Source organism: Arenimonas aestuarii (genome assembly GCF_054781715.1).
On sequence record NZ_BAAGTW010000008.1, the window covers coordinates 226,392 to 249,671 of the forward strand.

General features: G+C 70.6%; 21 protein-coding genes and 1 pseudogene. 6 read left to right on the forward strand and 16 right to left on the reverse strand.

Annotated features, from left to right (window positions below; genetic code table 11):
• Window positions 1-50 precede the first annotated feature (50 nt).
• Window positions 51-1,661 carry a hypothetical protein gene (locus tag ACYVJH_RS12985; protein WP_460455070.1) on the forward strand — a complete coding sequence of 537 codons (1,611 nt, stop codon included), beginning with the start codon at window positions 51-53 and terminating at the stop codon, window positions 1,659-1,661.
• A 4-nt stretch (window positions 1,662-1,665) separates the two neighbouring features.
• Here ACYVJH_RS12985 and ACYVJH_RS12990 read toward each other — a convergent pair whose 3' ends face one another.
• Complete coding sequence (locus ACYVJH_RS12990) at window positions 1,666-3,780, reverse strand: glycosyltransferase (RefSeq protein ID WP_460455219.1); 2,115 nt, start codon at window positions 3,778-3,780, stop codon at window positions 1,666-1,668.
• Between the two features lie 639 nt (window positions 3,781-4,419).
• Window positions 4,420-5,970, reverse strand: a pseudogene (locus ACYVJH_RS12995) (glycosyltransferase family protein); the annotation flags it as partial.
• Window positions 5,971-6,042: 72 nt separating this feature from the next.
• On the opposite strand from ACYVJH_RS12995, the gene mrcB reads away from it, so the two are divergent.
• Genes mrcB through tsaB form a run of 4 tightly spaced genes read left to right on the forward strand, consistent with a single transcriptional unit; the run spans window position 6,043 to window position 11,655 of the window.
• Window positions 6,043-8,400, forward strand: coding sequence for a penicillin-binding protein 1B (gene mrcB / locus ACYVJH_RS13000; protein ID WP_460455071.1), 2,358 nt, complete (start codon window positions 6,043-6,045; stop codon window positions 8,398-8,400).
• Between the two features lies 1 nt (window position 8,401).
• Entirely contained in the window at window positions 8,402-8,926 is a 525-nt protein-coding gene (locus ACYVJH_RS13005; RefSeq protein WP_460455072.1) for a tetratricopeptide repeat protein, read from the forward strand.
• On the forward strand, window positions 8,927-10,969 hold the full coding sequence (locus tag ACYVJH_RS13010) for an ATP-dependent DNA helicase (protein WP_460455073.1): 2,043 nt from the start codon (window positions 8,927-8,929) through the stop codon (window positions 10,967-10,969). It begins immediately after the preceding gene.
• Window positions 10,966-11,655 carry a tRNA (adenosine(37)-N6)-threonylcarbamoyltransferase complex dimerization subunit type 1 TsaB gene (gene tsaB, locus ACYVJH_RS13015; RefSeq protein WP_460455074.1) on the forward strand — a complete coding sequence of 230 codons (690 nt, stop codon included), beginning with the start codon at window positions 10,966-10,968 and terminating at the stop codon, window positions 11,653-11,655. Before ACYVJH_RS13010 ends, tsaB begins: the two co-directional genes overlap by 4 nt.
• A gap of 3 nt (window positions 11,656-11,658) precedes the next feature.
• Here tsaB and mgtE read toward each other — a convergent pair whose 3' ends face one another.
• The 14 genes from mgtE to ACYVJH_RS13085 all read right to left on the reverse strand — a co-directional run bounded on the left by mgtE (window position 11,659) and on the right by ACYVJH_RS13085 (window position 22,954).
• Window positions 11,659-13,017: a magnesium transporter gene (mgtE, locus tag ACYVJH_RS13020; protein WP_460455075.1), complete on the reverse strand. Its 1,359-nt coding sequence runs from the start codon at window positions 13,015-13,017 to the stop codon at window positions 11,659-11,661.
• Window positions 13,018-13,062: 45 nt separating this feature from the next.
• Entirely contained in the window at window positions 13,063-14,775 is a 1,713-nt protein-coding gene (gene ptsP / locus ACYVJH_RS13025; RefSeq protein WP_460455076.1) for a phosphoenolpyruvate--protein phosphotransferase, read from the reverse strand.
• The gene (locus tag ACYVJH_RS13030; RefSeq protein WP_460455077.1) at window positions 14,775-15,044 is read right to left on the reverse strand and encodes an HPr family phosphocarrier protein; all 270 of its coding nucleotides are present in this window, start codon (window positions 15,042-15,044) and stop codon (window positions 14,775-14,777) included. Before ACYVJH_RS13030 ends, ptsP begins: the two co-directional genes overlap by 1 nt.
• Window positions 15,037-15,429 carry a PTS sugar transporter subunit IIA gene (locus ACYVJH_RS13035; RefSeq protein ID WP_460455078.1) on the reverse strand — a complete coding sequence of 131 codons (393 nt, stop codon included), beginning with the start codon at window positions 15,427-15,429 and terminating at the stop codon, window positions 15,037-15,039. Before ACYVJH_RS13035 ends, ACYVJH_RS13030 begins: the two co-directional genes overlap by 8 nt.
• Entirely contained in the window at window positions 15,429-16,301 is an 873-nt protein-coding gene (gene rapZ, locus ACYVJH_RS13040; RefSeq protein WP_460455079.1) for an RNase adapter RapZ, read from the reverse strand. The genes ACYVJH_RS13035 and rapZ overlap by 1 nt, the downstream gene beginning before the upstream one ends.
• Complete coding sequence (hprK, locus tag ACYVJH_RS13045) at window positions 16,298-17,248, reverse strand: HPr(Ser) kinase/phosphatase (protein WP_460455080.1); 951 nt, start codon at window positions 17,246-17,248, stop codon at window positions 16,298-16,300. The genes rapZ and hprK overlap by 4 nt, the downstream gene beginning before the upstream one ends.
• A gap of 4 nt (window positions 17,249-17,252) precedes the next feature.
• A complete protein-coding gene (locus tag ACYVJH_RS13050) occupies window positions 17,253-17,723 on the reverse strand; it encodes a PTS sugar transporter subunit IIA (RefSeq protein WP_460455081.1) in 471 nt (156 codons plus the stop codon).
• A gap of 3 nt (window positions 17,724-17,726) precedes the next feature.
• The gene (gene hpf / locus ACYVJH_RS13055) at window positions 17,727-18,053 is read right to left on the reverse strand and encodes a ribosome hibernation-promoting factor, HPF/YfiA family (RefSeq protein WP_460455082.1); all 327 of its coding nucleotides are present in this window, start codon (window positions 18,051-18,053) and stop codon (window positions 17,727-17,729) included.
• Between the two features lie 132 nt (window positions 18,054-18,185).
• Window positions 18,186-19,610, reverse strand: coding sequence for an RNA polymerase factor sigma-54 (locus tag ACYVJH_RS13060; protein WP_460455083.1), 1,425 nt, complete (start codon window positions 19,608-19,610; stop codon window positions 18,186-18,188).
• 31 nt (window positions 19,611-19,641) lie between these two features.
• Complete coding sequence (lptB, locus tag ACYVJH_RS13065) at window positions 19,642-20,361, reverse strand: LPS export ABC transporter ATP-binding protein (protein WP_460455084.1); 720 nt, start codon at window positions 20,359-20,361, stop codon at window positions 19,642-19,644.
• A complete protein-coding gene (lptA, locus tag ACYVJH_RS13070) occupies window positions 20,361-20,867 on the reverse strand; it encodes a lipopolysaccharide transport periplasmic protein LptA (protein WP_460455085.1) in 507 nt (168 codons plus the stop codon). Before lptA ends, lptB begins: the two co-directional genes overlap by 1 nt.
• The gene (gene lptC / locus ACYVJH_RS13075) at window positions 20,851-21,408 is read right to left on the reverse strand and encodes an LPS export ABC transporter periplasmic protein LptC (protein WP_460455086.1); all 558 of its coding nucleotides are present in this window, start codon (window positions 21,406-21,408) and stop codon (window positions 20,851-20,853) included. Before lptC ends, lptA begins: the two co-directional genes overlap by 17 nt.
• Window positions 21,405-21,944, reverse strand: a complete 540-nt coding sequence (locus ACYVJH_RS13080; RefSeq protein ID WP_460455087.1) for a KdsC family phosphatase — start codon at window positions 21,942-21,944, stop codon at window positions 21,405-21,407. The genes lptC and ACYVJH_RS13080 overlap by 4 nt, the downstream gene beginning before the upstream one ends.
• A gap of 8 nt (window positions 21,945-21,952) precedes the next feature.
• Window positions 21,953-22,954 carry a KpsF/GutQ family sugar-phosphate isomerase gene (locus tag ACYVJH_RS13085; protein ID WP_460455088.1) on the reverse strand — a complete coding sequence of 334 codons (1,002 nt, stop codon included), beginning with the start codon at window positions 22,952-22,954 and terminating at the stop codon, window positions 21,953-21,955.
• A gap of 70 nt (window positions 22,955-23,024) precedes the next feature.
• Between ACYVJH_RS13085 and ACYVJH_RS13090 the strand changes: the two genes are divergently transcribed.
• Entirely contained in the window at window positions 23,025-23,270 is a 246-nt protein-coding gene (locus ACYVJH_RS13090) for a BolA family protein (RefSeq protein ID WP_460455089.1), read from the forward strand.
• Window positions 23,271-23,280: the final 10 nt, after the last annotated feature.

Below are 23,280 nucleotides of genomic sequence, written 5' to 3' on the forward strand. Positions count from 1 at the left end.
GTCCGTTCACCTTGCGCTGCTATCCTGCCGCGCATGGACAAGGGAACGGCATGAATCATCGCAAGGACCCCGGTGCGACCCCGTCGCTGGGCGCCCTGGACCAACTTGACCTGGACCGCCCGCGTGGCCGCGAAGGCCCCGACGGCCCGCCGCCGTCCTCGCCGAGGGTGCAGAAGCCGCCCCGGCGGATGTTCTGGGCGTGGCTGGCCCTGGCCGCCCTGGTCGTCGTGGTGGCCCTGCTGCTGGCCCTGGGCACCTGGCGCGAAAGCCTGAGCCTGGCGCTGATCCCTTCGTCCGAAGTCAACCGCGAAATCGAAGCCGCGCAACTGGCCCTGGCCCGCGGCGAGCTCAGCCGCGCCGATGGCCAGGGGGCGCGCGAGCGTTTCCAGGCCGTGCTGGCCCGGGATCCCGACCACCCGGCCGCGCGCAGCGGCCTGGTCGCCGTGCGCGAAGCAGCGCTGGTACATGCGCGCGCCGCGCTGGCCAGCGGCGATCTCGCTGCCGCCCGCCAGCACCTGGCCCTGGCGCGGGCCATGGCCGCGCCGGCCGACGACCTGGCAGGCATCGAGGCGGAGCTTGCCAATCGCCAGTCCGCGGAGGCCGACATCGCCCAGCGCCTGCAGGCGGCGCAGCAGGCCCAGGCCCAGGGCCGCATCGAACAGCAAGGTGATGGTGCGCTGGCGCTCTACGAGGACGTGCTGCGCCTGCAGCCCGACAACGCCATCGCGCTCGAAGGCCGGCGCAGCGTGCTGGCCGGCCTGCTTGACGGCGCCGAGCGCGCGCTGGCCGACGGCGACCTGCGCACCGCCGGCGCGCTGGTCGATCGCGTCGTGAAAGCCGACCCGAGCCACCTGGGCCTGCCGGCCGTCCAGGCGCGCCTGGGCGAGGCCCGCGCCGCCGGCGAAAACGCCCGCGAAACCGCGCTCAAGGCGGCCCAGACCGAATTGCGCGCGGGCCGCCCGGAAGCGGCGGTACTGGGTTTCCAGGCGCTGTTGGCGGAGCAGCCCGACGATGCCCAGGCGCGCCAGGGAATGGACGATGCCGCGGCGATGCTGGCAGCGCGCGCCAGCCGCCTTGCCGCCGATTTCGAATTTGATGCCGCCGCCGAAGCGATCGGGCGTGCGCGGGAATGGGCACCCGGTTCGCCGGCCGTGGCGATGGCCGAACGCCGGCTTGAACAGGCGCGCGCGGCGCGCGAACAGGTGTCGCGCCAGGCCTTGGACCGGGACGAACTCAATGCCTTGCTCGACGAGGCCGCGGCCGCGATGCGTGCCGGCGACCTGGTCGACCCGCCGGGAGCCAGCGCCTGGGACCTCCTGCGCCGGGCACAGGCCATGGCCCCGGACGACGGTGGGGTGCGCCGTGCTTTTGTTGAATACAGCCGGCGCGCCCGCGCCTGCTTCGAGGACGAGCTGGCGGGCAACCGCCTGGGCGCGGCCCAGGCCTGCCTGGATGCGCTGGTGGTGCGCGATCGCGGCGGCGATGCGCTGGCGGACGAACGCCGGCGCCTGGCCGACCGCTGGCTGGCCTTTGGCGAAGAGCGCTTGGGAGCCGGCGAGTTCGCGCTGGCGCGCCGCGCGCTGTCGGCGGCGCGCGAAGTGGATCCCTCCAATCCGCGCCTGGAAACCTTCGCCGAACGCCTGCGTCGTGCCGGCGGCTGAGGAGTCAGCGCCCGGGAAGTTCGTCCAGCAGCCTGCGCAGCGGCGCCCGCACCACGTCCGGTGAAAAATGCCGGCGGGTGTTTTCCAGCCCGCCTTCCGAGAGCCGCGACCACAGCACGGCATCGTCGTGCAGGCGCAGCACGGCATCGGCGAACGTGTCGGCATCATCGGCCACCAGCACGTCCTCCCCATCCACCAGGTGCATGCCCTCGACCGCGCAGGTCGTGGCCACCACCGGCAGGCCATGCGCCAGGGCCTGGTTCACCTTGCCCTTGACCCCGGCGCCATAGCGCAGCGGGGCCACGGAAATACGCACCTCGCGCAGCAGCGGCCCAAGGTCGGGGACATAGCCGTGGAAGTGGATGTCGGGGTGCTGGCCGAGCGCCTTGATGGCGGGCGGGGAGTCGCCGCCGACCAGGTGCAGGGGCAGGCCCGGATGGCGGGCGTGGATGCGCGGCAGGATGTCGGTGGCCAGCCAGAGGGCTGCATCAACGTTCGGCGGGTGCCTGAAGCCGCCGACGAAAAGCAGGCCTTCGCGTCCGTCGAAACCCGGGCCCGGTTCGGCGATGTCATGGATGTTCGACACCACGTCCACGCGTGCGTCCGGTGCTTCGCCGGCCAGCAGCAGGCGTTCTGCTTCGCTGACCACCCAGGTCAGGTCGGCCTGGGCCACGAGGGCCAGTTCGGCCTTGCGGGTGCGCGCAGCCGTGCGCAGGCCGGCGGTGTCGCCGGCGAGCTCGGCTTCGCGCTGTTCGCGCAGGAAATGCAGGTCGACGGTGTCGAACACCACCCGTGCATGCGGCGCCTGCGAGCGCAGCAGCGGCAGCACCGGCCCCAGCACGTAGTGCCGGCTGCCGATGACCAGGTCGAAACGTTCCCCGTGCTGGGCCAGCCAGCGCGGCACGTCGGCCAGCCAGGGGTGCCACCAGGTCTCGACACCCAGCTGCTGCAGGGCATTGGTGTAGGCGCCGTCGTGGGCGCGGTTCTCGGGGAAGAACACCACCGAGCAACCTTCCTCGCGCAGGAGCCGCAGCAGGGCGGTCATGCGCAGCGAGCCGGAATCGCGGTCCGGGGTGGGCGTGCAGGCGTCGAGCACCAGCACGCGGTGCTTGCGGCCACGTTCGCTGGCGACTTCGGCGCCGGCCGAGGGCGGCTGGTGCTCGCCTGCCAGGACCTCGCGCCAGCGTTGAACGAACTTGACCTGGTTGGCGACCTGGTAGGCCTTCACGCCACTGCCGGTATCGGTGCCCGACGTGACGCCCTCGTGGTGCACCACCACGGACGCCGGCTGGTAGCGCACCTTCAGGCCCCGGCGGCGAACGCGCATCGCCAGGTCGGTGTCTTCGTAGTAGGCCGGCGCATAGAACGCGTCGAAACCGTCGAGGCTGTCGAACAGTTCGCGCCGGATCGCGATGGACGCGCCCGAGCAATAGTCCACTTCGCGCACGAAGTTGAAGCGCGGGTGTGCCGGGTCCTCGAAGCGTCCGTAGTTCCAGCACGAGCCGTCGGCGAAGATGATGCCGCCGGCTTCCTGCAGCTGCCCGTCCGGGTACACCAGCTTGCTGCCGGCCAGGCCGGTGTCCGGGTACTGGTCGAAGGTGGCCAGCAGGGCGTCGAGCCAGCCTGGCTGCACCGTGGTGTCGTTGTTGAGGAAGACCAGGAACTCGCCGCGTGCCTTCGCGGCCCCGGCGTTGCACGCACCGATGAACCCCAGGTTCTTTGCATTGCGCAGGAACACCAGGCCCGGCACCGTCGGCAGCAGTTGCGCCGTGGCGTCCGACGAACCGTCGTCGACCACGATGACCTCGAAGTCGGTGCCGTCTCCGGAATCGGCCAGCGCGCGCAGGCACGCCAGGGTCATGTGCAGTTGGTTGTAGACCGGCACGATGATGCTTGCCCGCGGCGTCGTCGGGCGTGGCAGCCGCAGCGCGGCACCACTGGCCGAGGGCGAGGGCGAACGCGGCAGCAGCCGGTTGTCGCCGGGCGGCGCGGCCCGGCGCTGGCGCCAACGCTCCAGGGTGCCGGCCCAGCCGCGCACGCGCAGGCTGGTAACGGCACGCCCGCCGAGCGAACGCAGCCGGCGCAGCCGGAACGCCAGGCCCTGCAGGCCGGAACGCAGCGCATCCAGGGCCTGCTGGGGACGCCGGGCCAGGCGCCACGCGAAGGAAGACTGCACGCGCGTGAGCGCCTTGTTCAGTTCATCGCGTTGCCCCAGGGCAACATCGCGCTGGCGGGCGAGGTCGCTGCAGTCGCGCTGGTAATAACCGTGGGCGTCGGCAAGTTGCTGGTCGAGTCGGGCGATCTGCTCGAGGTGGGCCTGGGTCTCTTCGATGGCCTGGCTGTTGCGTTCCAGCGTGGCGCGCAGCTGCGCTATCGAATCGAGTTGCCTCTCGCCGAGCCTGCGAGCCGATTCGAGCTCCGCGCGCTCACGCTGCAGTTCGGTCGCCAATGCCTGGCGATGTCTTTCGCTGCCCTGGAGCTGGGTTTGCAGTTTGAATGCCCAGTCGGCGCGACGAGCCAGTTCGTCGCTTTGCTCGGCCAGGGCGCTCTCTTTATTCCGGAGTGCGGCGTCGCGCAAGGCCACGGATTCGGCCAGGGCCAGTCGTGCGCTGCAGTCGGGGCCTGCGGCGGGCAGCAGCAGGGGAGCAGGGCGGGTCGGCAGCTGCCGGACCCAGGCAGCCGCCATGGGTGCAAGCCCTTCGTCCTGGGCAGGGATGCGTGTGCGTGCGGCTTCGATACGTTGCCGGTCTGCGGCCAGCTCCGACAAGGCCCGGCCGAAGGCCTCGGCGCCGCCGGCAAGGCACCAGCCGGCCCCTGTTTCCGCGATCCGCTCGGCCGGGGCGCCCAGCCCGGCACAGAGCACGGGCAGGCCCAGCGCCCACATTTCCGACAGCGTGTAGGACCAGGTTTCCGGAACGGTGGAGGGCAGCAGGGCCAGGTCCGGGGCCAGGGCCGACAGCCAGCGCGGAAGGTCTTCGCGCCGGTAGTCCTTCTTGACGTGCACGCCTGGCCGTCCCAGGTACCGGTGACCCTGCGGCCCGGTGCCGAGCAGCACCAGTTCGACGCCGGCCGGCAAGGCCATGACCAGTCCGTCGAGCAGTTCGCTGCCCTTGGCGCCATGCACGCGCCCGGGCACCAGCACCCGCAGCGGCGCGCCGGGCCGGGCCTGCGGCCGGCCGGGCAGTGGCCCGAAAGGCGCCAGCCCGTGGTTGATGACCGTCCACGCGCGTCCGGCCAAGGCGGGAGCCAGGGCCCGGTAACGATCACGGGCGAATGTGCTGGGTGCCACGAGCGCCACATCATGCTGTTCGATGCTCGCGAAAAGTTCCTCGCGGAGTGCCCACCAGCGTGACGCTTCCCGCGTCGCGAAGAGGAACCCGGGCCCGGCCTCGCTGATCTTCGCGGCGAGCGTGGCTTCGTCGAAAGGCGCGCAGGCCGGGTCGCGCGCATCGTGGAGCAGGGGCCACGCCGGGAACAGGTCGTGCGCGCAGAGCGCGGTGGGCAGGCCCGTGCGCAGGACGTCCAGCGAGTGACCGATCAGCGACGACACCAGGACGGCGCCTATGTTCCATCGGGCGAGCAACTGGGCGAGCACCGCCTCGACGTCCGGCGACGCAGCGCTGCAATCGGCGATGGGTGCGGCCAGGGGCCAGGCCTGCAGCGGCGGTGCGTCCAGGTCGGCGTGCAGGCAGAGTTCGCGACCGAATGGCGGGCGGTCGTCGGCGCCACGGGCCACCAGCACCAGGTGTTCGCGCGACGTGTCGGCCTGCATGAGGTCGCGTACGAATCGCTCCGCGCCGCCACCCCAGGCGTGGAGCACATGCAGCACGACGGGGCGCCCGGGGCGGATCCGGCGGCCGGGTGTCCCGGCCATCGCCAGCAAGGCGCGCACCGGCAAGGGCGGCGGCCCGGCCGCCGGGGCGGCCTGGCCCACCTGCACGCAGGGAAGCAGGCCGCAGCGGCCCGTCAGGCCGTCGCCGAAGGTATCGGGCGTCGTCGCGGCGCCACCGCGCCAGAGTGAACATTCCGCGGACCAGCCGTCCCAGGCGAATGCGGCGTGTTCGCCGAAGGTCCAGGCCAGCGTGTCCCCCTGCTCACCCAGGGGCCAGCGCCCGTCCAGGGGCGAGAGCACGTCCCAGTCCGCCTCGTGCCACGCAGCGTGCAAACGTTCCAGCGCCGACGCCTCCGGCTCGACCCCTTCGCGCAGCAACAGCACGTCCCGGCCGGGATGCTCGGCGCGGGCGCGCTGCAGCGCCTCGGCCGGCGAGTCGGCCCATCGGCACGTGACCGGTCGGGAAGTGGCGTCCATGCGGGGTGTTCAGTCTCGGGTGGGGGCGGGGAGATGGCGGCCTGCTAGACTCGCCGCACCCCGGGATTATCCATGTCCGTGCCCCGAAACGCTTCCCCCAAATCCTCAGGCTCTGCTTCCGCCCGTTCCCGCTGGCGTACCTGGCTCTTCCGCGGCGCATTGTTGGCGCTGGGTCTGGCCGTGGGCGTGGGCGTGCCGCTGTTCTACGTGCTCGACAAGCGCGTACGGGCGGAGTTCGACGCCCTGGTCTGGCAGGTGCCCACCCGCGTTTATGCCCGGCCGCAGTCCCTGGCGCCGGGAACACGCCTGGATGCCGACACCCTTTTGCTGGAACTGTCCGCGGCCGGCTACCGCGAAGACGGCGGCGACCTGCCCGGTACCTGGGCCCGCCAGGGCAAGCGCTTCGATGTCGCGACCCGGGCCTTCACCGGCCTCGAAGGCCCGGTGCCGGGGCGCCGGCTGTCCGTGGTGGTCGAAGGCGGTCGCGTGGCGACGGTCACCGACCGCAAGTCGGGCAAGCCGGTCGACGATGCCCACCTGGACCCGGCACGCATCGCCACGCTATATGGCGACGTCACCGAGGAACGCCGGCTGGTGCAGCTCAAGGACGTGCCGTCGCTGCTGGTCACCGGCCTGCAGGCGGTGGAAGACCGCAACTTCAAGCACCACCACGGCATCGACCCCTGGGGGATCCTGCGCGCCGCCTGGGTGAATACCCGCGAAGGCGAGATCGAGCAGGGCGCCAGCACGCTGACCCAGCAGCTGGTGCGAAACCTCTTCCTCAGCCGCGAGGTGGCGTGGACCCGCAAGATCAAGGAAGCCAGCTACTCGATCATCATCGAGGCGCGTTACGACAAGCAGCGCATCCTCGAGGCGTATTTCAACGAGGTCTACCTGGGCCAGCACGGCAACCAGGCCATCCACGGCATCGGCGCCGGCGCCGAGTTCTGGTTCGGTCGCGACCTCTCGGCGCTGCGTACCCAGGACATGGCGCTGCTGGTGGGCATGATCCAGGGCCCGTCGGTCTACGATCCCCGACGCAGGCCGGAAGCGGCGCTGAAGCGCCGCAACCTGGTGCTGGCGGTCTGGCGCGACACCGGCCTGATCACCGCCGGCGAGGCGGAAACGGCCATGGCGTCCTCGCTGGGCGTCAGCGCGCGCCCGGGCGTGGCCTCGAACCGCAACCCGGCCTTCATGGACCTGGTGCGCCGCCAGCTGGCGCGCGACTACCCGGCCGACGCGCTGCGCGGCGCCGGCCTGGTGGTGGTGACCACGCTGTCGCCTTCGGCCCAGCTGCGTGCGGAGCAGGCCGTCACCGGCACGCTCGACAAGGTGCAGCGCAAGGACGGCCCGGCCCTGCAGGCCGGCGTCGTCCTGACCGACACCCAGACCGGCGAGGTGCTGGCCATGGTCGGCAACCGCGACACCGACCAGCCGGGCTTCAATCGCGCGCTCGAAGCGCAGCGACCCGTGGGGTCGTTGCTCAAGCCGATGGTTTACCTGCTGGCGCTGGCCCAGCCCGACCGCTGGTCCCTGGCGACGCCGGTGGAGGACGCCCCGGTGAACCTGGTGCTTCCCAACGGCAAGCGCTGGAATCCCGAGAATTCCGACGGGCGCAGCCATGGCCGGGTCAGCCTGGCCGACGCGCTGGCGCATTCGTACAACCAGGCGACGGTGCGCGTGGGCATGGACGTGGGCCCCGAGCGCCTGGCCGAACTGCTCAAGGTGCTGGCCGGCCTGCGCGCCGATCCCAATCCGTCGCTGATATTGGGTTCGGTCGACCTGAGCCCGTTCTCGATGGCGCAGGTCTACCAGTTCCTGGCTTCGGGTGGCGAAATCCAGCCGCTGCGTGCCGTACGCGGCGTCATCGACGCCAAGGGCGAGGCCATCAGCGAGTACGACTTCAAGGCGGCGCCGGCCCAGGAGGGCGATGCGATCGCCGCACGCCTGGTAACGCTGGCGCTGCAGGACACGGTCACCCGCGGGACCGCCAGCCAGCTGGTGCGCGATGGCCTGGGGCACCTCAAGCCGGCCGGCAAGACCGGCACCAGCAACGACAGCCGCGACAGCTGGTTCGCGGGCTATACCGGTAGTCACCTGGCGGTGGTGTGGGTCGGCAACGACCGCAACGAGCCCACCGGGCTTTACGGATCGACCGGCGCGATGCGCGTGTGGTCCTCGATTTTCAAGGAACTGCCAAGCGCGCCGCTGGATGTCGGCACCCAGGGCCTGGAGTGGGGCTGGGTGGATGCCGAGGTGTTCGCGACCACCGAAGAGGACTGCGAGGGCGCACGGCGCTATGCCTTCGTCGGGGGCTTTCTGCCGCCCGAGCACGTCAGCTGCCGCAGGAACAGCTGGCTGGACTGGTTCCGCCGGGGCGGCGACGATCGCCGGGACCGCCGCGATGACCGTGACAGAAGGACCGACTGACGTGTTTCTCCGCCTTGCCGCATTTGCACTGGCCTTGCTGTTGGCCGCCTGCGCCTCCGCGCCCCCGGGCCCGGCCGCGCGCAGCGCCGGCGCCAAGGTGACGAAGGCATCGCCGGCCGAACTGGTGGCCAAGGTGCGCGCCGCCGGCGAACACGGCCACGAACTCGAAGTGCAGCCGCTGCGCGACCCCCAGGTCGAAGACCTGCGCGCGCGCGCCAAGGCCGAGGAAGATGCCGGTGACGTCACGGCGGCATTCGAAACCCTGGCCCAGGCCCTGGTGATCAGCCCGGACGATCCGGACCTGCTGCAGTGGCAGGCCGAACTGGCGCTGCTGCGCCGCGCCTGGAAACAGGCGGAAGCGCTGGCCGCGAAGTCCTTCGAACTCGGCCCGAAACTGGGCGGACTGTGCCGCCGAAACTGGGCCACCATCGGCCACGCCCGCGCCATGCGTGGCGCGCACGAGGCGGCCGACGTCGCCCATCGCCAGGGCGAGTCCTGCACGGTGTCGCCGCCGGTCCGCATGTAGGTGGGCGACCTGGCTCAACGCACGCTCGCCGCGCTCGCGCCGGACGGGCCGCTGGCGACCGGGCTGGAGGGCTTCGTGCCGCGTTCGGCGCAGAACCAGCTGGCCCAGTCGGTCGCCCAAGCCATCGACGACCGGGCCACCCTCGTGGCCGAGGCCGGCACCGGCACCGGCAAGACCTACGCCTACCTGGTGCCGGCGCTGCTGTCGGGCCAGCGCGTGATCCTCTCCACCGGCACGCGGGCACTGCAGGACCAGCTCTACCACCGCGACCTGCCGCGCGTGCGCCAGGCCCTGGGCGCCGGCATCAAGACGGCGCTGCTCAAGGGCCGGGCCAATTACCTGTGCCTGTACCGCATGGAACAGGCCAAGGGCGAAAAATTCCAGTCGCGCGAGGTGGTCGGGCATTTCCAGCGCGTGGTGGCCTGGGCCGGCCGCACGATGCGCGGCGACCTGGCCGAACTGGCCGACCTGCCCGAGGATTCACCGCTGTGGCCGCAGGTCACCTCAACGGCGGACAACTGCCTGGGCAGCGAGTGCCCGTTCTGGGACGAGTGTTTCGTGGCCAAGGCGCGCCAGCAGGCGCAGGCCGCCGACCTGGTGGTGGTCAACCATCACCTGCTGCTGGCGGACCTGGCGATCAAGCAGGAAGGATTCGGCGAAATACTGCCTGGCGCCTCGGCCTTCGTGCTCGACGAAGCGCACCAGCTGCCGGAGCTGGCGGCGCAATTTTTCGGCGAAGGCATTTCGGCGCGACAGCTCCTGGACCTGGCCCGCGACTGCCTGGCCGAGTGCAAGAACGTCACCGCCTCCCTGGCCACGGTGATGGGTCCGGCGCGCGCCCTGGAACAGGCCATGCGCGACCTGCGCCTGGCCCTGGACAAGCTGCCCCAGCGCGGCCCGCAGGCGCGGCTGATGGCCGTGCCCGGCGCGCCGGCCGCGCTGCAGCACCTCGAACATACCCTGGCCGAACTCCAGCGCGTGCTGGGCCCGCTGGCCGACGCGGCGCCGGGCTTCGCGGCCTGTGGCGACCGCGCGGTGGAGCTGCGCCGCCGCCTGGCGGCCTGGCTGGCCGAAAAACCGGACCCGGAAAAAATGGGTCCGGAGTCGGCGTCCTCGGCGGCTGAGCCGGATGCCGGATCGGCGCATCCCGATATCGACCCCGACGCCACCTTCTCGGTGAAGTGGTACGAGCTGACCCAGCGCGGCTTCACCCTGCAGCGCACGCCGCTGGACGTCTCCGGGCCGCTGCGCGACTACCGCGAAAAGAGCCGCGCCGCCTGGATATTCACGTCGGCGACGATGGCGGTGGATGGCCATTTCGCCCACCTCGGCCGACGCCTGGGCCTGGACGAGCCGCGCGAGCTGCTCCAGCCCAGCCCCTTCGACTGGCCCAGGCAGGCCCTGTGTTACCTGCCGCGCGGCATGCCCGAGCCCAACAGCCGCGACTACGTCGGTGCCGTGCTCGACGTCGCCTGGCCGGTGCTTGAGGCGTCCAAGGGCCGCGCCTTCCTGCTCTTCACCTCGCACCGCGCGCTGCGCGAGGCCGCCGAGGAGTTGCGCGACGCGCCCTGGCCGCTGTTCGTGCAGGGCACCGCGCCGCGCAGCGTATTGCTGGAACGTTTCCGTGCCTCCGGCAATGGCGTGCTGCTGGGCGCCGCCAGTTTCTGGGAAGGCGTGGACGTCGCCGGCGAAGCACTCAGCGTGGTGGTCATCGATCGCCTGCCGTTCGCCGCGCCCGACGACCCCGTGCTTGAGGCCCGGCTCGAGGCCGTGCGCCGGCGCGGCGGCAACCCGTTCCGCGACGAACAGCTGCCGCAGGCGGTGATCGCGCTCAAGCAGGGCGTCGGCCGGCTCATCCGCAGCGACCACGACCGCGGCGTGCTGGTCCTGTGCGACCCGCGCCTGCTCGGCAAGCCCTACGGGCGGACCTTCCTGGCCAGCCTGCCGCCGTTCCCGCGGACCCGGGACATCGAGGACGTGCAGCGCTTCTTCGCCGACGCCGGCCAGGACGATGCGCCGCTTGCGGCACAATCAACGCCATGAAGCTCCTGGCCATCGAAACCAGCACCGAAGCCTGCTCCGTCGCCCTGTACGCCGACGGCCAGGTAGTCGCGCGCCACGAACTGGCGCCGCGCCGGCACACCCAGCTGGTGCTGCCCTGGGCCGACGAACTGCTGGCCGAAGCCGGCCTGGCCAAGGCGCAGCTCGACGCGATTGCGGTCGGCCGCGGACCGGGCGCGTTCACCGGCGTGCGCCTGGCCATCGCGCTGGTGCAGGGCCTGGCGCTGGCGCTGGACCGGCCAGTGCTGCCGGTGTCCACGCTGGCGGTTCTGGCGATGCAGGGTCAGGGCGACAACATCCTCGCCACCATCGATGCGCGCATGGGCGAGATCTACCTGGGCGCGTTCGCACGTGATGCCGACGGCCTGGTCAGCGCCACCGGCCCGGAAGTCCTGTGCGCCCCTTCGGAAGCGCCGCATCCCGAAACGCCGGTGCAAGGAGTCGGCTCAGGTTTCACGGCCGTCGGCAGTGCGCTGGTCGCGCGCCTGGGCGACCGCCTTGCCGGCGTTGATGCCAGCGCGCTACCGCGGGCGCGCGATCTCGCCAGCCTGGCCGTGCGTGCCTGGCAGCGGGGCGAAGCGATTGCAGCCGACGCGCTCGAGCCTGCCTACCTGCGCGACAAGGTCGCGCTTACGCTCGCCGAGCAGGGCAAACCGGTTCCGCGCTAGCGGCTAGAGCAGGACCAGCGTCGCCAGGCCAAGGAAGGAAAAGAAGCCCATCACGTCGGTGACCGTGGTCAGCACCACGCCGCCGGCCAGGGCCGGGTCGATGCGCATGCGGCGCAGAAGCAGCGGCACGCCGACGCCAGCCAGCGCCGCAGTGACCAGGTTGATCACCATCGCCGCCGCGATCACGCCGCCCAGGGGCCAGTCGCTGAACCACAGCGCCGCCACCACGCCCACGACCATGGCCCAGGCCAGGCCATTGAGCAGGCCGACCATCACTTCCTTGTTGAGCAGGGCGCCGACGTTGCCCATGCCGACCTGGCCCAGGGCCATGCCGCGCACCATCAGCGTGAGGGTCTGGGTGCCGGCGACGCCGCCCATGCTGGCGACGATCGGCATCAGCACGGCCAGCGCGACCAGGCGTTCGATGGTGCCTTCGAAGCGACCGATGACCCACGAGGCCAGGAAGGCCGTAAGCAGATTGATGCCCAGCCACAGTGCCCGCCGGCGCGCCGCGCGCGCGACCGGGCTGAACATGTCCTCGTCCTCGTCCAGGCCGGCGGCGCTGAGCGCCTGGTGGGCGGCGTGGTCGCGGATGATGTCGACGACGTCGTCGATGGTGATGCGGCCGAGCAGGATGTTGTTGTGGTCGACCACGGGGGCCGACACCCAGTCGTGGTCGGAGAACTGGCTGGCGACGTCGTGCGCCGGCGTATCGACCTGGATGGCCGGCTGTTCGTCGTCGAAGAGTTCGTTGATGGGCGTGCTGGCATCGTGGGTCAGCAGTGACGCCACGGAAACGCGGCCCAGGTACTGGTGCCGGCGGCTCACCACGAACAGGTGGTCGGTGTGCTCGGGGATCTCGCCGCGCAGGCGCAGGTAGCGCAGCACCACGTCCACGGTGACATCGGTGCGCACCGTGATGACGTCCGGGTTCATCAGGCGGCCGGCGCTGTCCTCGTCGTAGGACAGCACCTGCTCCAGCCGTTCCCGGTTCTCCCGGTCCATCGACTTGAGAACTTCTTCGATGACCGTGTCGGGCAGGTCCTCCGCCAGCTCGGCCAGGTCGTCGATGTCCAGGTCTTCGACGGCCGCGACGATTTCGTCGGTGTCCATCTCGGCCAGCAGGCTTTCGCGCACGTCGTCGCCGACATGCACCAGCACCTCGCCGTCATCCTCGGGATCGACCAGGCCCCAGACGATGTTGCGCTTGGCCGGCGGCAGCGATTCGAGCAGGTTGCCGATTTCCGCCGGCGACAGCGAATTCACCAGGCGGCGCACCGGCCCCAGCCGGCCCGAGTCGAGCGCGTCCGACAGCAGCCGAAGCTGCCGGGCGGTCTTGTCGTGGTGCGCGGCGTCGGCCATGGGCGGGCTCCGTTGAAAGCCCGCACATTATGGCCGGGATGTCCCCTAGCGGGCGAGCCAGCGTTCGATGGCGGCGCGATCGTGGCAGCGAAGCAGGGTGGTGGCGCGCCGGCGCAGGCTGCCGTGGTCGGCCTCGCGCACGGCCTTGCGCACCTCCAGCAGGGTTGAAGGATGCAGGCTGAAGTCGCGCAGGCCCAGGGCCAACAGCATCGGCACGTTGGCGGCTTCACTGGCCATTTCGCCGCAAACCGCGACCGGAATGCCGTTGCGCCGGCCAAAGGCGAACACCTCGGCCAGCAGGCGCAGCACCGACGGGTGCCGCGGCGAATACAGTTCGGCCAGGGCTTCGTGGTTGCGGTCGGTGGCCAGCAGGTACTGGACCAGGTCGTTGGTGCCGACCGAAATGAAGTCCACCAGGTCCACGATGTCTCCCAGGCCCAGCGCCGCCGCCGGTACTTCGACCATGGCACCGAGTTCGGCCACGGGGCCGACCTGGTGGCCCTCGTCCCGCAGCGAGGTCCGGGCGCGGTCGAGCAGGTCGCAGACCTGCTGCATTTCCTCGCGGCCGCTGATCATCGGCACCAGGATGCGCACCGGTCCGTAGGCGCTGGCGCGCAGGATGGCGCGCAGCTGGGTCAGGAACAGGTCCGGGTGCGCCAGCGACAGCCGGACGCCACGCAGGCCCAGCGCCGGGTTGGGTTCGCTGCGCAGGGCCAGGCCGGTGCGGTCGGCCTTGTCGGCGCCCAGGTCCAGGGTGCGGATGGTCGCCACCCGGCCGGCCATGCCCAGCACCAGGTCGCGGTAGGCGAGGAACTGTTCTTCCTCGGTCGGCAGCTCGTTGCGCTGCAGGAACAGGAACTCGGTGCGATACAGGCCAACGCCGTCGGCCCCCAGGGCATGCGCTTCGGCAACGTCCTCGCGCGATTCGGCGTTGGCGTAGAGACGGATGTCGACGCCGTCCTTCGTGCGCGTGGGCTGGCGGCGCAGGCGGGCGAGCTGGGCGCGCTCGCGACCGATCTGGGCCTGGCGCGCGTGGTAGCGGGCCAGGTCCTCGGGTCCGGGTTCAAGCACCAGCTCGCCGTGGCTGGCATCGAGCATCAGCGCGTCGCCGTCGTTGGCATGGGCGAGCAGGTCGGAAACGTTAACCAGCAGCGGCAGGTGCAGGCTGCGGGCCAGGATGGCGCTGTGCGAGAGCGGGCTGCCGGTGGTCGTGGCCACCGCGACCACGCCGCGGGCCTGCCAGGCGGCCAGTTCGGCCGGCGCAACGGTTTCACAGACCAGGATCTCGCCGGCCAGTCCTTCGACGGCATCGTCGCCGCGGCGGTGCAGGGCGGCATGGATGCGGCCGACGACATGGTCGAGGTCTTCGCGGCGGCTGCGGAAGTACTCGTCGTCCATACCCTCGAACACCGCCGCCAGCCGGTCGCGCTGCAGCTTCAGGGCGTAGTCGGCCCCGTAGCGTCCGGTGCGCACCAGGTCGTCCAGGCCCTGCAGCAGCTCGGGGTCGTCCAGGATCATGGCGTGCAGGTCGATGAACTCGCCGACCTCCTGCGCCAGGGCGCCATGCAAGCGGTCGCGCAGGACGCGCAGTTCAGCGCGGGTGGCGTCCAGGGCGCCGTGCAGGCGGTCCAGCTCGGACGCGACCTCGTCGGCGGTGATCCGGGTTTCCTCCACCACCAGCGCCTGCGGATGCAGCACGCGGGCGCGACCCAGGGCCAGGCCACGCGAGGCGGTGACGCCACGCAGGTGGCGGCGCATCAGCCTTGCTCGTCGAAACCGCGCTCGAACAGCGCGGCGGCAGCGGCCAGGGCCTCGGCCTCGTCCTCGCCCTCCACCCGCATGAGCAGGGTGGCCCCGGGCGCCGCGGCCAGCAGCAGCACGCCCATGATGGACTTGGCGTTGACCTCCCGGCCGCGGCCGAGAAGCGTGGCCTGGCACTGGTAGCCCGAAAGCAACTGCACCAGCTTGGCCGCCGCACGTGCGTGCAGGCCGAGTTTGTTGGTCACCTGCAGTTCGCGCTCAAGCATCGTCCACCACCACTCCGTTGCGGGCGCCGGCGGCCGCCGTGCGCGTCAGTTCTTCCAGGTCCTGTTCGGGATAGTTCTGCACCCGAAGCAGCATGGGCAGGCCGAGGCCGCTGACCCGGCGGGCGGGCGTCCCCAGGTGCACCAGTCTTTCGGCCAGCCTGGCCGGGCTGGCTCCATAGAGGTCGGTCAGCAGCAGCACCCCGTCGCCGGCGTCGACCTTTCGCATCGCGCTGCTGGCGGCGGCCAGCAGCTCCACGGGCTCGGCTTGCCAGGGCACCTCGAAGGCTTCGGTGGCCAGCGGCAGGCTGCCCAGGAGCCCTCGCGCGGCCGCCAGCACGGCGGTGCCGACCCCGGGATGGCTGAGCAGGAGCACGCCGACGGACATCAGTCGAGCTCGCGGTGGAAGGTGAGCACGCCGTCCCGGCCGTTTTCGCGGCAATGTGCCGCCAGTCGTTCGGCCAGGTAGACCGAGCGATGCCGGCCGCCGGTGCAGCCAAAGGCGATGGTGAGGTAACTGCGGGTGCCGGCCTCGAAGCGCGGCACCCAGGTGTCGAGGAAAGCGACGACCTGGGCCACGAATTCCTGCACCTGCGGATCCTGCTCGAGGTACTCGCGCACCGACGCGTCGCGTCCCGACAGCGGGCGAAGGCGCGCGTCCCAGTGCGGGTTGGGCAGGGCGCGGGCGTCGAACACGAAGTCGGCGTCCGCAGGCAGGCCCCGCTTGTAGGCGAAGGACTCGAACAGCAGCGACATGTCCTGGTGGGTGCCGACGCCCAGCGCGGTGATCACCTCGCGGCGCATCTGGTGCACGTTCATGTCCGAGGTGTCCATCACCAGGTCGGCGATGGCCTTGAGCGGGCGCAGGCGCACGCGTTCGAGCTCGATGGCGTCGGCCAGGGCCAGGCCATCGTGGCTGAGCGGGTGCTTGCGGCGCGTGTCGGAATAGCGCTTGAGCAGCGTGTCGTCGCGGGTCTCGAAGAACACCAGTTGGTGGTCGATGCCCATTTCGCCAAGCGCCGACAGCCATTCGGGGATGCGCGTCAGGTCCGAGGCGTTGCGCACGTCGATGCCCACCGCCAGCCGGCGCAGGCCGCCGCTGCCCGCCACCGAGCGTACGAACTGCGGAAGCAGTTCCACCGGCAGGTTGTCGGTGCAGTGCACGTCCAGGTCTTCGAGCGTCTTGAGCGCCACCGACTTGCCCGAGCCCGACAGCCCGGTGATGACGTACAGCAGCGGACTCGACGGGTCGGCGCTCATTGGGTCTCACCCCGCTGCAGGAAGGCGCTGTGGCGCGCCAGGAAGGCCGCGGCCGGGTCCATGCCCTTGCTGCGCAGAAGGTGCAGGCGCACGGCGGCTTCGGTCAGCACGGCCAGGTTGCGGCCGGCCGCCACGGGAAGTTCGACCACCGGCACGTCCAGGTCCAGCACCTTGCGGCTGCCGGATTCGCCGGTGATGCGGGCCATGGCTTCGTCGCTTTGCTGCGGCGTCTGTTCAAGGTGCACGAGCAGGCGCAGGTACTTGTTTCGCTTCACGGCGGTGTCGCCGAACATTTCGCGGATGTTGAGCACGCCCAGTCCGCGGACTTCCAGCAGGTCCTGCAGGAGTTCCGGGCAGGTGCCGTCGAGTACGTCGGGTGCGATCTGGGTGAACTCGGGCGCGTCGTCGGCAACCAGGCGGTGGCCCCGGCTGATCAGCTCAAGCGCCAGCTCGCTCTTGCCGGCGCCGGAGTCGCCCGTGACCAGCACGCCTATCGAATAGATTTCCATGAACACGCCATGCAGCGTGATGCGCGGCGCCAGCGAGCGCGCCAGGTGGTACTGCAGCAGGTTGAGCAGTTCGTAGCCACGGCGCGGCGACACCCACAGCGGGGTTTCGCTTTCTTCGGAAGCGTCGCGCAGGTCGGCGGGGCAGGACTGGTTCTGGGTGATCACCATCGCCAGGGGCCGCGACTCCATGATCTTGAGCAGCACTTCCCAGCGCGTGCGCGCGTCCAGGCCGTCGAGCCAGGCCAGTTCGGCCGAACCGATGATCTGCACCTTGTTCGGGTGGATGACGTTCAGGTAGCCGGCCAGCGACGGGCGTCGCGAGAGATGTTCGCCGCGTTCGATGAGACGTTCACTGCCGCGTTGGCCGGAAAGCCAGCGCATCTCGAGCCGGTCGCCCAGTTCGTCGAAGAGTTCGCGGGCGCTCAGGCGGTCGGTCATGGGCTCAGCCGGCCTCGGGGTGGCTGGCCTGCCAGTCCGCCAGCAGGGCATGCAGGATGGCGGCGTCGCTGGCGGCGCGCAGTTGGTCGCGGAAGCCGGCGTCACCGAACATTTCGGCCAGCTGCGAGAGCAGCATCAGGTGCTGCGAGGAAAAATGCTCGGGTACGACCAGGGCGAAAACCAGGTCCACGGGCATGCCGTCGGGCGAGCCGAAATCCACCGGCTCGGCAAGGCGAAGGAAACAGCCGATGGCGGTGGCAACCTTGGCGCTGCGGCCATGCGGGATGGCGACACCGTGGCCCAGGCCGGTGCTGCCCAGGCGTTCGCGGCCGACCAGGCTGTCGAACACCGCGCGCTCGAGGTCCGCATTGCCCTCGGCGAGCAGGCCCGATGCCTTCTCGAGCAGTCGCTTCTTGCCGGGGATCGGGCCCGGGGCGACGACGCGCCCCGGGCTGAGCAGGTCGAGCAGGTGCACGGGCTAGCCGAAGCTGTCCGAACGGGCAGCCGATTCGCCGCGGTGGTGGTCGGTCATCTTTTCCTTCTGCTTGAGCAGCAGGCGGTCGAGCTTGTCGGCGAGCAAGTCGATGGCGGCATACATGTCGGGGGCCACGGCGTCGGCATGCACGGTCTTGCCGGCGGTGCCCACGGTGGCCTCGGCCCTCTGGTCGAGCTTGTCGACGGAGAGGATGACCCGGGCCTCGGCGTGGTGGTCGTAGTGGCGGTTGACGCGCGCGAACTTGTCATTGACGTAGTCGCGAAGGGCCGGGGTGACGTCCATCTGGTGGCCGCTGATGTCGATCCGCATGGTCACGATCCTCCTTGGTGGGTACAGCTACAGGTAATCACGCCCGGCGATAACGAGGCGTGACCGAGGTCAAGTCCTGGGGGAGTCTGCGCATTCGCGCGCCTGGGCTGGCATTGGCCATTGGGTTTGGCCTTAGGCCAGCCGCTGCCGCTCGTTGGAGGCGGGGATGTTCATGGATTCGCGGTATTTTGCCACGGTTCGACGGGCTACGGGGATGCCTTCGGCCTTCAGGGTTTCGGCGAGTTTCTGGTCCGAAAGCGGCGCGCGCGGGCTTTCGCCCTCGATAAGCTTCCGGATCATGGCCTGGATGGCCGTGGCCGAGGCCGAGCCGCCGTGGTCGGTGGCGATGCCCGAGCTGAAGAAGTGCTTGAATTCAAAGGTGCCGCGCGGTGTCCGCAGGTACTTCCGGGTGGTCGCCCGCGACACGGTGGACTCGTGCAGGCCCAGCTCTTCGGCCACTTCGCGCAGGGTGAGCGGGCGCATGGCCTCGTTGCCATGGTCCAAGAAGGCCGACTGCTGGCGAACGATGGCCCGGGCCACCCGTTCGACGGTGTCGGCGCGGGTTTCCAGGCTCTTTATCAACCAGCGGGCCTCCTGCAGCTGGCCGCGCAGGTAGCTGTCGTCCTCGCGGCTGGCCTTGCCGATCAGACCTTCATAGTGGCGGTTGATCGCCAGTCGCGGTCGGCTGCCGGGGGCCAGGCGGACCTTCCAGACGCCGTTCTGGCGGTAGGCGATGGCGTCCGGGGCGATGTATTCGGGCTCGCTGCCGCCGATCTGGGCGCCTGGCTTGGGGTCGAGCGAGCGCAGCAGGGCCACGGCGGTGGTCATTTCGAGCTCGGACTCGCCAAGCTGGCCGGCCAGGCGGTCCGCGCCCAGGCGGGCCAGGGCGTCCAGGTGGTCCCTGCTGAGCCGGCTTGCCAGGGCCAGGCCCGGCGTATCGTCGCTGAGCAGGCTCAACTGGACGCACAGGCATTCGGACAGGCAGCGGGCGCCGGCGCCAACCGGGTCGAAGTGCTGGACGATGTGCAGCACGGTTTCGATCTCGGCTTCGGAGACCTCGAGCTCGGGCTGCAGGGCGGCCTGGATGTCGGCCAGCGGGCCCTCGAGGTAGCCGTCGTCATTGATGGCTTCAATCACGGCCTGGCCGATCGCCAGGTCGCGCGGGCCCAGGTGGCTCAACTGCAGCTGCCAGACCAGGTGGGCGTGAAGGTCAACCGGCGCCGCGGCGGTGAGCTCGTCGGGTTCGCCGCCGTCGTTCTGGCGGCGGTCGCCGGCGGGGGGCTCGTACCACTCATCGGCTTCGGCGGGCTCGAACTCGTCGGGCTCCGGGGCGTCGCCCGGCGTGTCTTCGGGGCCGGGCTCGTCGGGCTTTTCACCTTCGGGGCGGTCGTCGCCCTGGTCTTCGTCGCCGCGTTCAAGCAGCGGGTTCGATTCCAGGGCCTGGTTGAGCTCGGTTTCCAGCTCCAGGGCCGACAGCTGCAGGAGCCTTATCGCCTGGCGCAGCTGGGGCGTCAGGGACAGCTGCTGGCCAAGTCGGGTCTGAAGGGTCGGTTTCATGGCGTTCCGCTGGGGGGGCGCGGCGCCGTGGCTACAGGCGGAAGGAATCGCCGAGGTAGACGCGTCGCACGTCGGGATTGGCCAGTACCTCGTCGGGCGTTCCCCGGGCGAGCACGCTGCCGGCATTGAGGATATACGCGTGGTCGCAAATGCCCAAGGTTTCGCGGACGTTGTGGTCGGTGATCAGGACGCCGATGCCGCGGGCCTTGAGGTGGCGCACGATTTTCTGGATGTCGCCCACCGAAATCGGATCGACGCCGGCGAAGGGTTCGTCGAGCAGCATGAAGCGCGGCCGGGCGGCCAGGGCGCGGGCGATCTCCACCCGGCGGCGTTCGCCGCCCGACAGGCTGGCGCCCGTCTGTTCCGCGACGTGCCCGACCTGCAGTTCTTCCATCAGCGCCGCCAGTTCGTTGGCGCGGCCGGTGGCGTCGAGGTCCTCGCGCAGCTCCAGCACAGCGTGGATGTTGTCGGCCACGCTGAGCTTGCGGAACACCGAGGCTTCCTGCGGCAGGTAACCCAGCCCCAGGCGGGCGCGCTGGTGCATGGGCAGGGCGGTGATGTCGCGGCCGTCGAGCGTGATGCGGCCGGCGTCGGGACCGACGAGGCCGACGATCATGTAGAAGCAGGTGGTCTTGCCGGCACCGTTCGGGCCCAGCAGGCCGACGACTTCGCCGGGGCGAACCTCCATCGCGAAATCCTGCACTACCTGGCGCGAGCGGTAGCGCTTGGCCAGGCCCGTGGCGGTGAGCATCAGTCGGCCGCGGCGGACTTGGGCAGGATGCGCATGGACACGCGGGCGCCGTCGCCGCCACCGTCGATGCGGCCGGTGTTGATGTCGTACTTCACCGTCTCGCCGCGCAGGTTGCCGCGCGGCTGGGTGATGACGACGTTGCCGGTGAGCATCATCGATTCGTTGGCCAGCAGGTAGACCACGCGGTTGGCCCGGGCGTCCATCGGTTCGCCGGCGTCGGAAACCTGGCGCAGGCGCGCCGGGCTGCCGGTGAGCACGATGCGGTTGATGTCGCCGGCGGCGCGGTGAACTTCCGCGCGGTCGGCGTCCACTTCAAGCGTGCCCTGGCGGATGCGCACGTTGCCTTCGAGCGTGGAGACGCTGTCGTCACCGAGCATGGCGTCCGTGCGGTCGGCGCTGATGTCCATGGGCTGGTTGCGGTCGCCGGACTTGGCAAGGACGGGCGGCGCCAGCACGAGGGCGGCGAGGATCAGGAGTCCGATCGGCAGTTCACTGGCGTGGCGCATAGTGTCCCTTGACGTCGTTGAGCAACTGGAAACGCTTGGCGGCCAAGTCCACCCGCAGGCCGGTGCCGGCGAAGGTGGACTCGCCACGGTCGATGTTAACCCGGTCATCCGTGGTGGCGCGCTGGTCGTTGGGGAATATCGAGAGGGTGTCGCTGGTGAAGCGGGTCCGCAGCCCTGACGGTTCGGTCGGCCCGACCATGTTGACGCCGCCAAGCAACTGCACTTCGCTGGCCTTGGGGCTCACCCAGGCCTTGTCGGAGCGGACCTGCCAGCGGCCTGAATCACTCGGGAAGGCAAAGCGCGGCCGACGGATGGTCAGGCTCTTGCCGTCCCGGTCGCGCTCCAGGTAGGGAGAGCGCAGGGTGAAGGACTCCGCGCCCGCGTCGTCCAGCGCCGTCAGCTCGAATTCGCGCAGCACGTAGTCCGAGCGCTGGCTTGGTTCGGGCGGCGGCACCCGGTTGCGCTGCCACTGCCACGCCGCGTAGCCACCCAGGCCGAGGGCGAGCGCAAACAGCACGACGTTGAGCGCCTGCCGGCTCATGCCACGCCGAACCGGTCCAGCACGGCCTGGCGCAGGCCCTTGGCGTCCAGGATCAGGTCGCAGAGCTCCCGCACGGCGCCTTCGCCGCCGCGGCGGCTTGACTGCCAGTGCACCCGCTCGGCGACCCAGGGGTGGGCGTTGGCCGGCGCCGCAGCCAGGCCGACCTGCAGCAGGGCGGGCAAGTCGGGCAGGTCGTCGCCCATGTGGGTGGCCTCGGAGGGAGCCAGTTCCAGCGTTTCGCACAGCTGCAGCAGCACCGCGCCCTTGTCCTTCACGCCGGCGAAAACATGCTGCAGGCCGAGGTCGCGGGCACGCGCCTGCACGGCGGCATTGCGGCGCGCGGTGACCAGGGCGACGGTGACGCCATTCTCCTCGAGCAGCTTCATGCCCTGGCCGTCCAGGACGTGGAAGGCCTTGGACTCCCGGCCCTCGCCGTCGTAGATGAGCCGGCCGTCGGTGAGGGTGCCATCCACGTCGAAACAGGCCAGGCGGATGCGGCCGGCGCGGTCGCGGATGTCGGATTCGGAAAGGGTCATCGGTTCGATCACACCACGCGTGCGCGCAACAGGTCATGAATGTTCAGGGCGCCAATCACCCGGCGTTCGGTGTCGAGCACCACCAGCGCACTGATCTTGTGCTCTTCCATCAGGTGCGCGGCCTCTATGGCCAGCGCCTCGGCACCGATGGACTTGGGCGAGCGGCCCATCAGCTGGCTGACCGGCGTGGTCTTGAGGTCGGTGTCCTCGTCATCCAGGCAGCGGCGAAGGTCGCCGTCGGTGAACACGCCCTTCAGCGTGCCATCGGCATCCACGACGGCCGTCATGCCCAGGCGCTTGCGGGTCATTTCCAGCAGCGCGTCGGACGTGCTGGCGTCGACCTGCACCATCGGGACATCGTCGCCGGTGTGCATGACGTCCCGGATCCGCAACAGCAGGCGGCGACCCAGGGCGCCGGCAGGGTGCGATCGGGCGAAGTCTTCGGCCGTGAAGCCGCGGGCCTCGAGCAGGGCCACCGCCAGTGCGTCGCCGAGCGCCAGGGCGGCGGTGGTGGACGAGGTTGGCGCCAGGCCCAGCGGGCAGGCTTCGGCCGGCACGCTGGCGTCCAGGTGCACATCGGCCAGCCGGGCCAGGCTGGACCCGGGGCGGCCGGTCATCGAGACCAGGACGTTGCCCTGGCGCTTGAGCGAAGGAACGATGGACAGGATTTCGTCGCTTTCGCCGGAGTTCGACAGCGCCAGCACCACGTCGGCGTCGGTCACCATGCCCAGGTCGCCGTGGCTGGCTTCGCCCGGGTGCATGAAGAAGGCCGGCGTGCCGGTGGAGGCCAGGGTGGCGGCGATCTTGGTGGCGATGTGGCCGGACTTGCCCATGCCGGTGCAGACGACCCGGCCGGTGGAGGCCAGGATGTGCCGGCACGCGGCGGCGAAGTCGCCGCCCAGGCGGCCCTTCACGGCGTCCAGGGCCTGCGACTCGATGTCGATCACGGCGCGGCCACTGGCGATCAGGGCCTCGTCGGTGGCTGCCAGTGCGGCTGGGGGGGCATTCATGGGCGGGCGCAGGGAGTATGATGCGGGGCCGCATTGTAAGGCCTGCGCGCCCGTCGCGCCCCGCTCGCCCATGAATCCCCAGATCATCCAGGAACTCATCGAAACCGGCCTGCCCGGCGCCCGCGCCCAGGTGCGCGGCGACGATGGGGTGCATTTCGAGGCCACCGTGGTGTGTGATGCCTTCGCCGGCAAGCTGCCGCTGGCGCGCCACCGCATGGTCTATGCCACGCTGGGCGCGAGGATGGGCGGCGAGATCCACGCCCTGGCCCTGCGCACCCTGACCCCCGAAGAAGCCGACAAGGCCGCCCAGGCCTGAGACCCCAGAC

Coding starts and splice junctions, on each gene's coding strand:
- ACYVJH_RS12985 (WP_460455070.1), top strand. CDS start 51: ATGAATCATCGCAAGGACCCCGGTGCGACCCCGTCGCTGGGCGCCCTG.
- mrcB (WP_460455071.1), top strand. CDS start 6,043: ATGTCCGTGCCCCGAAACGCTTCCCCCAAATCCTCAGGCTCTGCTTCC.
- tsaB (WP_460455074.1), top strand. CDS start 10,966: ATGAAGCTCCTGGCCATCGAAACCAGCACCGAAGCCTGCTCCGTCGCC.
- mgtE (WP_460455075.1), bottom strand. CDS start 13,017: ATGGCCGACGCCGCGCACCACGACAAGACCGCCCGGCAGCTTCGGCTG.
- ptsP (WP_460455076.1), bottom strand. CDS start 14,775: ATGCGCCGCCACCTGCGTGGCGTCACCGCCTCGCGTGGCCTGGCCCTG.
- ACYVJH_RS13030 (WP_460455077.1), bottom strand. CDS start 15,044: ATGCTTGAGCGCGAACTGCAGGTGACCAACAAACTCGGCCTGCACGCA.
- ACYVJH_RS13035 (WP_460455078.1), bottom strand. CDS start 15,429: ATGTCCGTCGGCGTGCTCCTGCTCAGCCATCCCGGGGTCGGCACCGCC.
- rapZ (WP_460455079.1), bottom strand. CDS start 16,301: ATGAGCGCCGACCCGTCGAGTCCGCTGCTGTACGTCATCACCGGGCTG.
- hprK (WP_460455080.1), bottom strand. CDS start 17,248: ATGACCGACCGCCTGAGCGCCCGCGAACTCTTCGACGAACTGGGCGAC.
- hpf (WP_460455082.1), bottom strand. CDS start 18,053: ATGCGGATCGACATCAGCGGCCACCAGATGGACGTCACCCCGGCCCTT.
- ACYVJH_RS13060 (WP_460455083.1), bottom strand. CDS start 19,610: ATGAAACCGACCCTTCAGACCCGACTTGGCCAGCAGCTGTCCCTGACG.
- lptB (WP_460455084.1), bottom strand. CDS start 20,361: ATGCTCACCGCCACGGGCCTGGCCAAGCGCTACCGCTCGCGCCAGGTA.
- lptA (WP_460455085.1), bottom strand. CDS start 20,867: ATGCGCCACGCCAGTGAACTGCCGATCGGACTCCTGATCCTCGCCGCC.
- lptC (WP_460455086.1), bottom strand. CDS start 21,408: ATGAGCCGGCAGGCGCTCAACGTCGTGCTGTTTGCGCTCGCCCTCGGC.
- ACYVJH_RS13080 (WP_460455087.1), bottom strand. CDS start 21,944: ATGACCCTTTCCGAATCCGACATCCGCGACCGCGCCGGCCGCATCCGC.
- ACYVJH_RS13085 (WP_460455088.1), bottom strand. CDS start 22,954: ATGAATGCCCCCCCAGCCGCACTGGCAGCCACCGACGAGGCCCTGATC.
- ACYVJH_RS13090 (WP_460455089.1), top strand. CDS start 23,025: ATGAATCCCCAGATCATCCAGGAACTCATCGAAACCGGCCTGCCCGGC.